Here is a 13,760-nt window from a genome sequence, read left to right on the forward strand (position 1 = left end):
CTTTCTTTTGGATTTTTTCTTAAGCGGCAAGCTCTTGAGGGGCTTTCTTTCCGGCGATCAATTTAAACGACAGAAAAGGAAGCAGTTTTTCCAAAACCCTCTTAAACAATATGCAGACTTTTTCCCACCATGTAGGCAATCGCAGTACAATCATCTCATGGAGCGATTCAAGCCGTTCATAAACTTCTCCGGCTTTTCTGTTAAAAAGCTCCTTCGTCTGCACGGTTTGTGGTTTAAGGATATGGCCTTTGGCTTTCCATCACTCAAGGTGGGCAGCCCCTTCGAGAAAGAAATTTTCCGCGAATTGGAAGAAGTTTTTTTTTAATTCATCTTTACGTTTTTCATTGAGCAGATCCGACTGCAAAAGATTTTCCAGAAAGGCGGTTGCGTCCCGTTTGCTTTCGCATCCGTAGCCGCACGCTTTCTGAACCTGCTTTCCGGTTTCATCATAATACCAATAGTACCAGAATGTGCCGTTCTCTAACCGCCTTTGGAAAAGGTGATACTTGCCAACCTTGACCGCCATAGTAGCCTCCTACCGGCGTGCGGTTGGTTGGTACAGAAAAAGATCGCTATTTTGTTACATTAATAAAAAGTGGCGAATACCTCGCTTTGACTGCGGCGCGGACGGCTGGCTAAAGCCAGCCTCATTTTATTGTCGTGGGGACTTGTTCGGCGCCGGAGCGTTTGGGATTGTTCATCTACACGCCTTCGGCGTGCGGTTGGTTAGTACAGAAAAAGATCGCTATTTTGTTACATTAATAAAAAGTGGCGAATACCTCGCTTTGACCACGGCGCGAACGGCTGTCTAAAGCCAGCCTCATTTTTTCGTCGTGGGGGACTGATTCGGCGCCGGAGCGTTTGGGATTGTTCATCTACACGCCTTCGGCGTGCGGTTGGTTGCTCCCCCGCGCGGATTCGGACCACGGACCCAGTGGTTAACAGCCACTTGCTCTGCCAGCTGAGCTACAGGGGATATTTACCTCACTTTATTAAATTTTAAAAAAAATGTCAATATGTTAAAATATGAAAAAGGCATAAAAAACCCCGGAGAAAGGAGTAACTCCGGGGAAAAGGAGAAAGAGGAGGAACGTGAAACAAAACTAGTATGGTAACTATACAACCATATAGGGGGTAAAAGGTTACAAAAAAAACGAATTTATTGCGCCTTCGCCTTCATTTTGGCGATAAAATGTTCGTAGGCGGCTATTGTGGCGGCCATTATTGTATCTTGAAGCGGGCCTCTGCCAATATGATTCGCGCCTTCCATAATATATAGGTTTTTTAAAATCGCTTCCAAATCTTCCGCTTTACATTCGGGATCAGAAATAAGGCGGCGCGTAAGGCCCGTCGTTTCCTGCTCAAATACTTCTTTGTACTTGATTTCTTGCCACTCGTTACTAAGAGCCATTTTTGTCTCCGGAGGGGGTGGAATGTTTTTTCACTGGGAAATACTTGTTTAACATTTCTTTAAGGCCGTTTGGCTGTAATGTAAATGTAAGGGCTATGGGCAGAATTAACATCTGATCCGTCAGATTATCCTGATAAAAACCGGGCAATATCTTAATTAACATTGATATAAATACGCCTAATACTGATAAAAACCAGATTAATCTTAATAATTCGCCGTAAACCTTCAGTTTCTTTTGATTTTTAGTTGCCGCATAACTTATTCCAAAAGGGACTGCGGCAAGAAGAAGCGGCGTGCAAAAAATCATGTTCATATTATGATAGGTGTAATCATGATTTGTAAAAAGACTCATAAAATACAGAAGAAGACCGACAGTGCCGAAAAAAAGGCCGCTCAAACTCATGCTGATTCCGGCTAATACTCTGCCCGCCTTTTTGTTTTTTGCCTGTAAAAAGAAAAAGAAACAAAAAATAGCAGATAACGCAAGACTGAATACAAGTTCCCGTATCCATTGTTTTCGCGGTTTTTCAAGAACTATAGGACGACCTACTGATTTATTTACAATTTCAACGGACGATACCAGCTTTCGCCTGTTGCCATTAGCGTCGGTATACCAGAAATTTTCTATTCTTTTGCCGACTTCCGCGGGAAGAAACATATCTTCCCATATGCTGATTTGCGTATCAATGCTCTGTCCCATTAAGAAATTTAAAAACCAGTCTACTACGGGCGAAAACCATGTGTGGCGGCGCACATGATTCCGTAAAGTAAAACCGCCGTTTACATTTTCAAATTCTTTTTTAAACTGCCCGTCTGTCGCAAGATCAATTATATCCCTGATCCTTGTCGAACAATTATCCCTGAAATGATGGTAATAATAATCACGGTTTTCAGGAAGAACATTACGCACGGCAAAATCCCTGACTTTTATTTTAGTCTCGGGCGGAAGGTCTAACGTATAAACCGTTATATCGCGGTTTTTTCTTTTATATAGATCTAAATTTCTTTCAGAGCGAGAAACGCCGCAACTGTACAACAACCTGCCAAAAGCAAAGTTATAAAAGAAATTATCATTATCAAATGAAAATAATCCGTAATCAAAAAAATAACTGGTGTTGTCGGAAGAATCTTCCACAATAAGGGCGATATGCCCCCACCAAAAATACAGTTGATCCCCCGGTCCCATTACGGCAATTTTAAGCGTAAGATTGTCGCCCGGCGCGGAAAAAGCCGAACTCGCGGCAATGACAAACAGTAAAAATATAAATGCAATTTTCTTAACCATATTGTAAGTGTGCATTATCATTTAAAGTTTTTCAATACGTGTTATCGTTTTGTACGGCGTAAATTCATCGCAAGATTTACCTGCGCGATGCTTATATCAAGACGGGACGCTATTTCTTCAGCAGGAAGCCCCTCATTGGCAAGCAAGTCAATAGCGCTTCGGAGCTGTTTCTTTGAGGGGGGCTTCTGAACAACAGGCGCGCCTTGAGCCGTTTTGTTTTCAGATTTAGCGGATGTTTCAAAAAATTCAGATGATCTTTGAGTCTCCAATGATAATTGGCGCGATTTTAACGGATGTTCGTTCCGCAACTGAGGCGGCGGCATTTGGTCGGCGGGATTTATTAATGCGGCGCGAATGCCGCGTCCAAGATTCGTATAAAGGGCATCGCCGGAAGGTTTAATTTGAATCGCGTCCTTATACTCAGCAATCCGTTTTTCGGCATCTTCCAGAAATTTTTTAAGTTTGGAAATACTGTCTTCTACAAGCTGTAAATTTCTATCCGTCACTTGATTAATGTCAACAATTAATTTGGCTACTTCCGCCCTATGTTCTTCAAGTCCCGAGGCGGACGTGCGGTTTTTAACATACCATTTTAAATAAAAAAACATGACGAAACAGGCGGCCAGACAAATAATTGATACTATAAAAAAAATATTCATTGTACTCCGTACTAAAGGCTTATGTCAATTTTCTTGCCCAAATATGGGTCATGTAAAACAGAAAATTGCTTTTCTTCCGCGTTCTCGTCTTCTTTACTTTCATCGTTCCTGCCGCTCTTGCCGCCTGAATTATGTTTCTGTTTATGCTCCGCATCGCGATCCTTAACTTTTTCCGCTCCTTCTCCCGTATTCTGAGCCTCGTTCACCTGCTGTATATTTTCTTCCGTCTTACGTTGAAGCTGTACGCCTACAATCGCCTGATGAAGCGCTTGCCCCTCCCTCTGCGCGGCCTGGGTTTTCCCTACCTTGTCAACCTGTGAAAAAATAGCCTGCAAATCAATCGGCGCTATAGCCATCTAATCCCTTCTTCGCAAGATCGTCAGGTTCCTCATACTTGGTCGCCCTGATAAGCCCGTTATCAAGAATAAAAGTTGTCGCGCGATAATCCGTTTTTACATCTTCTTTAATGTCCCGAATCCATATTTTTACGCCCGGCCATACTTTTGTAGACGCGGATACCCGTCCGCGAACCTGTATTTGATTCATAAATTCCTGAACTTTTTGAATGCTGTCATTTATGTCTTTTAATTCATCAGTTAATATTTGCCGCCGTTCCATTAATTCCTGCATATACGCTTCTTTATCTTCAGGCAAGGTCTTTCGCTGTTTCTTTGTATTGATTAAGGTTTGCAAATCCAGTCTGATTGCTTCCAATTCTGTTTCAGATGTCGATTTCATCTCAAGGAGGCGTTCCAGTTCCAGCTTACTATGGGGATCAAAACCAACTTCGCAGATTGTCTCGGTTCCGCTTGTTGCATTGCCAAGAACCTTGGCGTTTATTTCCTCTCCCGCGCGCAGACGCCCGCCCATGATATTTGCGCGTTTACCCATGCAAACAATGCTCTTTATCGCGTCTACGTTTGAATTGATTATTCCGTCGGCAACAACGACCATATTCCCGGCTTCCACATTCGCGTTTTCAATAAAGCGCGACCAAATTGAACGCCCCGCGCGAATTTTTTTCTCTCCGCTCTTTCCGTTAATGCCCTGATAAATAATTATATCGCCTTCCGCGTCAAGTTCCGCTTTTGCGACAGTTCCCTTTACTTCAATATTTCCGGCGGCTTTTACCGAGAAACCGTCTTCAACATTGCCGCTTATTACAACCGTTCCAAGGAAAATAATATTTCCCGTTTTCAGGTTAACATCGCCTTCAATATTTAAAATCGGCTCTACATTGATTTTTCCGTTCGCGATTATTACCTGGCCGTTTATATCGGAAAGAATAGTATCACCGTCATCGTTTACATGCACATGTGTTCCGACAGGCATCGGTATATCGTTTCCGGCCCTTGCGGGAAGAATCTTTCCTGTAACTGTTTTTCCGTCTATGCCGTCTTCGGGAGGTATCTTTTTAGCGAGAGGCTGATTTTGAACTACGTTTTGAATAATATCAAGTTCTTTAAAATTGACCCTTCCATTAGCCCCTTCTTTTAACTTTATTTGCGTTTGATCCGTTTTAAAGAAATAATGAATATACGCGTCTTTTCCGTTAACTGGTTTTATGCCTTCAGCTATTTCTACCTTTTCCCTGTAAGAAGGTTTGTCTAAAAATCCTTCAAGGAATTCCTCTTTAACCCCATGGTATACCCTATGCTGTACAAGCAGGCTTTTTAATGAATCAACCGTTAAATCCGCGCCGCCGTCACCAGGAGGAATAATAATAACAGTAACTTTCATTTCCGGATCGTCAACTTCAATGTTAGCCATACTGTCATTCGCCGGATTATGATTAAAGTCAGCCACCTTTACATACATTCCAGAAGCTTTATTTACAAGCGTGTCAACAAGGTCGTTATCGAACTCCAGAATATTCTTGGTGTGAAGCGCCTGTATCGCGTGAGTTAAAAATACTCTTTTGCCATTACCGACAGGCGGCATAACTTTAAGATAAACTCCGTCAGGCCAGCATTGTACAAATACGTCTCCGTCTTTATCTTGAATAACCTGAACTTTTTCATCGTCTTCGCCAACAATATCCTCTTGAGCGTGTTTCGCCTTTTTAACCTGAGTGCGCTCATAAGCGCGTATTACCCAGTCTTTTTTTCCAGCGCCCATAAAGCCGGACGAACCTCTTTCAATGATTTCATAATCAAGACGGCGGATGGAAGTATCAAGCAGGGCGGCGGCTTCATTAACGGCGGCTTCCAGCGTGGGGCCTTTAGCGTCCACAGACTGAATCGCCCTGTCATGTTCCAGATGCTCTTTTACAATTTCCTGCAACTGGATAAAATCGATCATACAATACCTTTTCTGATATTCGTTAACTTTGACCTTAAGTGAAGAACGGCTTTCGTATGCAGCTGCGAAACTCTGGACTCCGTTACTTGCAACACGCGTCCAATATCTTTTAAAGTTAAATCTTCATAATAATAGAGAACCAAAATTTTCTTTTCTTTATCGGGAAGTTCGTTTATCGCTTCGACAATAACTCTGCGGATTTCTTCGTTAACCACCACTACGTCGGGATTTAAACTGGAAGGAGATTCAATACTGTCGCCAATGGACACTTTGTCATTATCATCGCCTGAGTACCATAAATCATTCAAAGAAATTATGGATGTGCCTGATATTTTTTGAATCACTTTCATGTATTCCTGCTCGTCTATGCCAAGGGCACCGGCAATTTCCTGATCGGATGCCGTTCTGCCCAACTGCGCTTCCAAAGAAGAAATAGTCGTTTCTATTTCGCGGGTTTTTTGCCTGACGGAACGCGGAACAAAATCAATTAAGCGCAATTCGTCAAAAATAGCGCCTCTTATGCGCGTAACGGCATAAGTTTTAAATTTTACGTTTTTTTCAGGATCGAATTTATCAATCGCGTCAATAAGTCCAAAAACCCCATAGCCTACAAGGTCGTCAAATTCAACATTGTTGGGCATTCCAACCGCGACTTTTCCGGCCACATATTTTACAAGCGGGGCGTATTGTTTTATGAAGGCCTCCCGTATCGCAGGATCCCGATTTTTTCGGTACTGCTGCCAGAGTTCCTCTTCTGTTTTTTCTTCCGGCATTCCCAAACCTTTCCCTCTTAACTCTTACTTAATACCGTTCTAATGCCTTGCGCCATACTTTGCGGGTCAAAATCACCCTGCAACGTCTGAGGCTTATTGCCCTTATACTGGCTGCGATCCGGCTCAGAGGAGGAGTCCTCAACCGGACGCATTGCCGGCGCAGACGCCGCCGAAGGCGCGGCAGGAGCGGGGGTTCCGCTATAATTGGATGAAAACGCCATTGCCATCATATCCAAATCTGGCAATCCCCCCAATCCTGAATCATCCCCAAAACTTGGGGTAAACTGCGGCTGGAAAGCCGCCGGTTTATTAACCTCAGGTTTTTCAAAACCGGACGTTTCAGGAAAGTTAGCCGATTCTTCGACCTCACTTTCAAAAAACGAATCATCTTGAACTTCTCCAGTATTATTATAACCTGCTTCATTCTTTCGGTCTATACCCTCAGATGTCATAGAGAAGTCAAAACTGGGGTATTCAGACTGATTTCCGCTTGAATTTAAGTCATCCTGTACGGTACGGGGCTTAAAAGCGCCGGAAACAAGGGCTTCTACATTGCCCAATTCCTCAGGATTACCCTGATTAAATAATTCAGGCACGGCATATTCACCCATACCATCCATAGCTATACTTATATGTCCGCCGGCTTCATTAATTTCGGGAGGAACAATTTCTTCGTTTGTTACTAAAACCTCAGGATAGAAACTGTCCAAAACAAACCGCAGGCCAAAACCAATCCCAAAAAAAACAGCTGAAAAAATCAAAGCTCTGAGAATAATATGAACTGTGCCTACTCCGGAAATCATGCCAAGAAGGATTGAAATAACTAAAGCGCAAATTGCTGATATTGAACCCCATTTTAAATTAGCCATACCTTGCTCCTTTTATTTTTTATACGGTGGTTTCATTCTGTGAAGACTTGAAAAGCCTTTTAAACATCGCTCCAAAACCGCCGGCTTCTCCCGGTTTATTCCTGTCCATGCGCTCCACGATATGTTGAACGCAGATGCTTGCCTTACACTTTGGATCCACTACCATAAAAGGCTTTTGCCTTAGCACGGCATGGGAGACTGACACGTCGTCATAAATAAATCCCAGATAATCAAGTTTTAAATTTAAAAACTGGCCTGCGATATTGATCATTCTGTCGGCGACGCTTTTTGCCTGCGCCGCGCCTTTTGCGCGGTTTACGACAAGTTTTAAACCCATATTAACCGAGTCATACTCAGTAGCGATGATTTTAATTATTCCGTAAGCGTCAGTAATCGCGGTCGGCTCTGGAGTAGTGATAATAACGGCATCGTCCGCAGCGGCGATAAAATCCAAAACGTTACTGGATACGCCCGCGCTTGTGTCAATGATGATTATGTCCGCGTTTGATAGCGAATCAAGTTCGGCGATAAAATCTTTTCTGTCCTCTTCGCTCATGTTGGCTATTTGAGAAAAGCCTGAAGCTCCGGCTACGATGGATATGCCGTATTCCGTCTCCACAAGAATTTCGCGTATTGTTTTTTGCTTTTTAATAACATGGTACAGATTGTACTTGGGGATCATATTGAGCATTACATTGACGTTGGCAAGCCCAAGGTCGGCGTCCATTACAACCACTTTTCTTCCCAACCTTGCGAACGCGAGAGCCATATTTACGGAAAGGTTGGTTTTTCCCACGCCGCCCTTGCCTGAAGTGACGGTAATAACGCGGGCCTTATCAGCCGGCTTTACATTCGACTTTGAAGACGACGCTCTTGACGAGCCTGTACCGTCTTTTTTCCGTTTCATAATTTCCCGCAATTTCTCAGCCTGATCTTCCATATTTACCCCTATCTATCTCCACTTAAATTGATCCGCTTCTCCAGAAGGAAAACGCTTCTCTATTTTATCACGGTTTATTTTAAAACCGTCAAGATTAATAAGAAAACGCAAAACAGACGCCCTTCTTATATCTTCGGGAACAGCCTGCCCGTTAGTGATGAAAGAAATACTTTTTCTTTTCTCCGCAAGGGCCGAAATTATATTCCCGTAACTGCCGGTCTCGTCCATTTTAGTAAGTATAACAGATTTATAATTAAACGGCTCAAACTGCCGCATTATTTCTTCTATATCGCTTGCTTTTGTCGCCGCGCTTATAACAAGATGATATTCCGCGTTCTTGGGACACCCGTCAAGAATCTCCTTCATTTCGCCTATCTTTGAAGAATCCTTGGGACTATTGCCTATAGTGTCTATTAAAAACAAATCAATATCGTCGCTGTAAAGCGCGATTTCTTTTTTTATATCCTGCTTGTTTAAAACGCATGAAACCGGTATCTGCATAATGCTCCCAATTTGTTCAAGCTGCTCTTTGGCGCAAATACGGAATGTGTCAATCGTTATCAGTCTTACGTCAACAGCGGGAATTTCATCAGTCCCTATGCCGTAAATAGCCGCCAGTTTTGAAATCGTTGTTGTTTTTCCGACTCCCGTAGGGCCTACAAGAACCATGATTCTTGGTTTGCGCATAACGGCTTCTTCTTTATAAATACTGATGCTCTCCCCTATCCATTCAAGAATACGCTCTTGCACAACGTCAAAATTTTCCAACTGTTCAAGAGACAGATCTTTTCGCAGTCTTTCCAACATTCCGTTAATGTATTTTTCCGAGAAATCATTTGCCTTTAATAATTCCGTCACGCGGACAAAAGAGGGATGATCTTCCCTTTTGCCCGTATTTTCCACCTTCTCCTTTATTTCCTTCAGCGCGTCTAAAATCTGCTGGGAAGCCTCCCTGCCGTTTGCTGATATTTCGCTGATGTTTTTTCTGGCAGTCTCAATAACCTTTTGTTTTGCCTCTTCAAGATTTTTTTCCGAAAACAAATCTCCTGCCGCATATTGCATACCTGTATTTTGTGAAAGCGGAAGCCGGGCGTTATAATCATAAGGCGGGTTATTTTGCCTTTGCGGCGGAAAATAAAATTCAACCTGAACGCCTGGTTTTGTAAACAAGCCTAAAAACCCTCCAAGCCTGATCTCTTTACGGCTTTGAATATGGAAAGGACGTTTGTATCTTTCATAAATTTTTTGTTTGCACTCCAGCAGGCTTTCGCCTTGTTCAATCAAAATATCCATTTTATTGCTCCGCCATATTATCTTCTATTCTTATCATCCCAACCGCTTCAGGAATAATTCCCGTAACAATTTCGGGGACGGAAAGAACCGCCAAATCCGGCAATTCGCGATCCGTTGAATTTTTAACAAGGAAACGCGCCTGTTCAGAACAGAGAATAACGGGCATCCATCCCTTTTCCTTAACCGCAGCTACAGCTTTTGCAACCGATTTAATCCACGCTTTTTGCGTAGGAGGATCAAGGGCGCAGACAATCCCTGAGGCTGTCTCATATTTAGCGTCGATGATTCTTTGTTCAAGAGCGGGGTCAATTGTAAGAACGCGCAGTCTTTTGTCTTCATCTGCATATTGGTTGCATATCTGATTAGCGAGGGCCTGCCGCGCTTTTTCAGTAAGGAACCAGATATTTTTGGAAACAGGCGCATAATCGGCAATTGCTTCAAGAATTGAAACAAGATTGCGGATAGATACCCTTTCCCTCAGCAAGCCGTGAAGCACTTTTTGAATTTCCGTTACGCGCAACCCCTTGCCTTCCCTCAGCGCTTCGTCAACAACGGCGGGGTAATCTTTCTTTAGGGTATCCAGAATCACCTGGGTATCCTGCAAGCCAAGAATATCAGCCGCATGGCGGCGGATAATTTCAGTTAAATGAGTGGCTATTATCGAAGGCGGATCAACTACCGTGTACCCGGCGCGTTCCGCTTCGTCCCTCCTTGACTGTTCAATCCAAATTGCCGGTATCCCAAAAGCGGAGTTGACTCTTTTCGCCTTCCAATTCAGCCGTAACCATTCCGGGATTGATGCACATATAGTAACCAAGACGGATTTTGCCGCGCCCTGAATCAACTCCCTTAATTTTAAAACAGTATTCGGAAGGCGCGAGCATGGAATTGTCAATTATGCGCACTTTGGGAATAACAAGCCCAAGATCATAGGCTGACTGGCTTCTTACGTTCATAACCCTTTCCAGAAGTTCCGCGCCTTTTTCCTTTTCAACTAACGGCACAAGCCCGTAGCCAAGTTCCAGCGAGAGCGCGTCCAAAGGGACAACGGGGGGAAACTCCGCCGGTTTTTCGCCTTGTTCACGGGCTTTTCCGGCTTTTTGACTAATAACAACCGCCTTTTTCTGATCGCGGCCTCTTGCATACGCATGAAACGCGATTAAAGCCGCCATCGGGAAAAGCAAATACCAAGGGAAGCCCGGCAGGAAGCCGAGAACCGCGACAACTGCGGCGCATACCCAATAAAGTGACGAATTGCGCTTCAGGATTTGATCGACAATCTGATCGGCAAGAACGCCTGTCGCGGCGGCTCTTGTAACAATAAGGGCCATTGCTGCGGAAACAAGAAGAGCGGGAAGCTGGGTAACAAGCCCGTCTCCTATGGCAAGGGCGATGTAAACGCTTATCCCGCTTTGCTGGCCGTACAGCGCGGAACCGATAATGAACCCGCCCAACATTTCAATAATAATGATAAAAACTCCAACCTTTACGTTACCTGAAATAAATTTACTCGCTCCGTCCATTGATCCGTAAAAATCAGATTCCATCTGTATTTGGGCTTTTTTGTTTTTAGCCTCTTCTTCGGTAATCGCGCCGGAACTGTATTCGGTATCTACCGCCATCATTTTTACCGGCATGCTGTCCAAAGTAAAACGCGCCGCAACTTCAGATACGCGGGTCGCACCTTTTGTAATAACAATTACCTGCACCAATATAATAATGATAAAGATGATAGTGCCGACGACAATGCCCTGAACGCCGCCCGATCCCACAACAAAGCTGGAAAACGCTTTAATCATCCGCCCGTTAAAATTAGAACCTTGCGTAAGAATAAGGCGCGCGGACGATACGTTCAAAGCGAGGCTGAATACCGTGGAAACAAGCAAAAATGTCGGGAAAAGAGTCAACTCTGTCGGTCTTTGCGTGCTAAGCACGCTAAGCAGAAGTATCAGGGAAAAGATTAAATTAATAGCCATAAGCGCGTCAAGAATAAAAGTGGGCAGGGGAAGAACAATCGCAAGTACCATAGTAATTACGGCTACTGCGGGAAAGTTATTTTTTAAAAAGCCCAACACGTTAACGCCTGCATTGCCTTGCTCTAACGGATTATCAGCCATTTATCCTCCTCATAAAAATTAACTTTTTCACGCGCTCATCCTTTTACGCCGTTCTTCGTTAAGGCTCCAAACCTTATTCAATATTAACGCTACCGTATTCCAGTACTTATAAGGGACAATTTCCCCCACGTCGGTTTCACGGTACAGCGCCCATGCAAGCGGCTTGTTTTCCACCATCGGAACGTCATTATCCTGCGCGATCCGCCTGATCCTCGCGGACATTTCATCGGCGCCCATAGCGACCACCATAGGCCCTTCCATATAACTTTTATCGTATTGCAAAGCCACTGCCAAGTGCGTCGGGTTTGTAACTACAACGTCAGCTTTAGGAACCGTAACGGTGAGATTCTGCTTTAACATCTCACGGAAACGGGAGCGTATCCTTTGCTGTACCTGCGGATCAGATTCGTACATTTTTCTTTCTTCTTTTTGCTCATAACGCGTCATCTTGTGCCGTTCGCGGAAGCGAAACCGCTGGAAAAAATAATCCGCTATCGAAAGGGCAAGCATTAAAACGGCGACAACTATGATCATCCGTATTGCGATTGTAGCTACCAGCGTAAGCCCTTGATAAACTTCCACTTTTTGCAAATTAAGCAGTTTTCCAATATCCGCTTTTATGAACAAATAAGCTACAACGCCGATAATTACTATTTTAACAAGCGACATCCCAAGTTTAACAAGTCCGTCAATGGAAAAAATACGCTTAAAATACTGCCCGAATCTTGGCAGCACTCTGGAAAAATCAGGCGTAATAGTTTTTGTTGTAAACAGGAAGCCGCCTGTTTGCACCACATTTGAAAATATTGCCGATACAAGGGCGACTATAATAATCGGTAAAACAAGCCGCGCAAAGTAAATAAAAAAGTTTCCGATAATAATGGCGTCTTTTGTCGGATCCAATTCCACGGCGCGCAAAAAGAAAAACCGCACCATTTCAACGCAAGTTTTCAACATATAAGGAGCTATAAAAAGCAATAACAGCGCGGGAAGCAATAAACCGACAGCGCCGATCAGATCCTGGCTTTTTACTACCTGCCCTTCTTCCCTTAACCGTTTTAACTTTTGCTCGGAGGGCGGTTCTGTCTTGCCGGGAGCGTCTTCATCATCGCTGTCGGCAAACCACTGGAGATCGATGAGGGGATATTGAGCAGTTAGCAGTGAGCAGTTAGCAGTGAGCGGTGGAAAATTTAATGCGTATTCTAATTCATTCATTTTAACTTCCACTTTTTTCATAACCTGCCTCCACCGGTAATCTGCCTGCCGATTTGAATGTAGAGGGTTTCGATGTTTTTAAAGCCGGAATCTATTACGCGGGTAAACGCTTCTATCATAAACGGAAGAGACGCAAAAATAAGCAGGAAGGCGACAGTAATAGAAATGGGAAAGCCTTCCGAAAGAATATTTACCTGAGGTGCGGCTTTTGATATAAGCCCCGTGGTCAGAGACGTTAAAAACAAAGTGCCGAGGATTGGAAGCGAAATAACAAACGCGTCCATGAACAGGCGCGAAAGCCCTGAAGCGAACATTCCAACAACATGTTCTCTTCCGTCAATCAGGGAAATGATATTGAGCGATTGCACTGAACGCCAGAAGCCCCCAAGAAAAAGCTGATGAAAGCCGCCAATCGTTACAAAGACTAGCATGGACACAAGGTTAAAATATTGGCCCATAAGCGGATTTTCAACCTGAGCGATAGGGTCAAAAGTTTCTGAAGCGCCAAATCCCATTTGCAGGGAGAAAAACTGTCCCGCCGTAGAAAAAGCCGCAAAAATGACAGTCAGATAAAAACCCATAATTATGCCGATTATCCCTTCGCCAATAAGAAGCAACAGGAAGCGAAAACTGAATGGCTCATAACGCAAGTCGCTTAAAGTGCCGCCGGGCAGGGTAACAATACCGTTAGGCGAATTAGCCGCCTGATAAATTTCTGCGGTGGGAAGAACCGCGAAAGCGGCAAGGCCGGCAAGCGCGATTTTTGCGGTTTGAGGAATGGCTTCGGACGAAAGAATAGGCGCGGTTTGAATCATAGCGAACGCTCTTGCCGCTATTAGCAGAAAAACAGGTCCAAAGGTGAGAATATTCTGTAAAACCGCGTTTTCTATCACTCTT

General features: G+C 43.9%; 13 protein-coding genes, 1 tRNA gene and 1 pseudogene. All 15 read right to left on the reverse strand.

Going from position 1 to position 13,760, the window contains the following annotated elements; all coding sequences use genetic code 11:
• Window positions 1–19 precede the first annotated feature (19 nt).
• The 15 genes and pseudogenes from ACYVRH_RS10020 to ACYVRH_RS10090 all read right to left on the reverse strand — a co-directional run bounded on the left by ACYVRH_RS10020 (window position 20) and on the right by ACYVRH_RS10090 (window position 13,756).
• On the reverse strand, window positions 20–223 hold the full coding sequence (locus ACYVRH_RS10020) for a hypothetical protein (protein ID WP_461256773.1): 204 nt from the start codon (window positions 221–223) through the stop codon (window positions 20–22).
• 36 nt (window positions 224–259) lie between these two features.
• Window positions 260–526 carry a hypothetical protein gene (locus ACYVRH_RS10025; protein WP_461256774.1) on the reverse strand — a complete coding sequence of 89 codons (267 nt, stop codon included), beginning with the start codon at window positions 524–526 and terminating at the stop codon, window positions 260–262.
• Window positions 527–903: 377 nt separating this feature from the next.
• Window positions 904–976, reverse strand: a tRNA-Asn gene (locus ACYVRH_RS10030).
• Window positions 977–1,159: 183 nt separating this feature from the next.
• Window positions 1,160–1,411, reverse strand: a complete 252-nt coding sequence (locus ACYVRH_RS10035) for a hypothetical protein (protein WP_461256775.1) — start codon at window positions 1,409–1,411, stop codon at window positions 1,160–1,162.
• Entirely contained in the window at window positions 1,401–2,696 is a 1,296-nt protein-coding gene (locus ACYVRH_RS10040) for a lipoprotein N-acyltransferase Lnb domain-containing protein (RefSeq protein ID WP_461256776.1), read from the reverse strand. The genes ACYVRH_RS10035 and ACYVRH_RS10040 overlap by 11 nt, the downstream gene beginning before the upstream one ends.
• A 41-nt stretch (window positions 2,697–2,737) precedes the next feature.
• Entirely contained in the window at window positions 2,738–3,355 is a 618-nt protein-coding gene (locus ACYVRH_RS10045; RefSeq protein WP_461256777.1) for a hypothetical protein, read from the reverse strand.
• Between the two features lie 11 nt (window positions 3,356–3,366).
• Entirely contained in the window at window positions 3,367–3,711 is a 345-nt protein-coding gene (locus ACYVRH_RS10050; protein WP_461256778.1) for a hypothetical protein, read from the reverse strand.
• The gene (locus ACYVRH_RS10055) at window positions 3,692–5,656 is read right to left on the reverse strand and encodes a FapA family protein (RefSeq protein ID WP_461256779.1); all 1,965 of its coding nucleotides are present in this window, start codon (window positions 5,654–5,656) and stop codon (window positions 3,692–3,694) included. The genes ACYVRH_RS10050 and ACYVRH_RS10055 overlap by 20 nt, the downstream gene beginning before the upstream one ends.
• Entirely contained in the window at window positions 5,653–6,429 is a 777-nt protein-coding gene (gene whiG / locus ACYVRH_RS10060; RefSeq protein ID WP_461251979.1) for an RNA polymerase sigma factor WhiG, read from the reverse strand. Before whiG ends, ACYVRH_RS10055 begins: the two co-directional genes overlap by 4 nt.
• A 17-nt stretch (window positions 6,430–6,446) precedes the next feature.
• A complete protein-coding gene (locus ACYVRH_RS10065; RefSeq protein WP_461256780.1) occupies window positions 6,447–7,298 on the reverse strand; it encodes a hypothetical protein in 852 nt (283 codons plus the stop codon).
• A gap of 19 nt (window positions 7,299–7,317) precedes the next feature.
• Window positions 7,318–8,238, reverse strand: a complete 921-nt coding sequence (locus ACYVRH_RS10070) for a MinD/ParA family protein (protein ID WP_461256781.1) — start codon at window positions 8,236–8,238, stop codon at window positions 7,318–7,320.
• A gap of 12 nt (window positions 8,239–8,250) precedes the next feature.
• Window positions 8,251–9,531, reverse strand: a complete 1,281-nt coding sequence (locus ACYVRH_RS10075; protein ID WP_461256782.1) for an AAA family ATPase — start codon at window positions 9,529–9,531, stop codon at window positions 8,251–8,253.
• Between the two features lies 1 nt (window position 9,532).
• Window positions 9,533–11,648: pseudogene (locus ACYVRH_RS10080) on the reverse strand (flagellar biosynthesis protein FlhA).
• Window positions 11,649–11,675: 27 nt separating this feature from the next.
• A complete protein-coding gene (gene flhB / locus ACYVRH_RS10085; protein ID WP_461256783.1) occupies window positions 11,676–12,884 on the reverse strand; it encodes a flagellar biosynthesis protein FlhB in 1,209 nt (402 codons plus the stop codon).
• Complete coding sequence (locus ACYVRH_RS10090) at window positions 12,881–13,756, reverse strand: flagellar biosynthetic protein FliR (protein ID WP_461256784.1); 876 nt, start codon at window positions 13,754–13,756, stop codon at window positions 12,881–12,883. Before ACYVRH_RS10090 ends, flhB begins: the two co-directional genes overlap by 4 nt.
• Window positions 13,757–13,760: the final 4 nt, after the last annotated feature.

The organism is Treponema sp. R80B11-R83G3 (genome assembly GCF_054786115.1).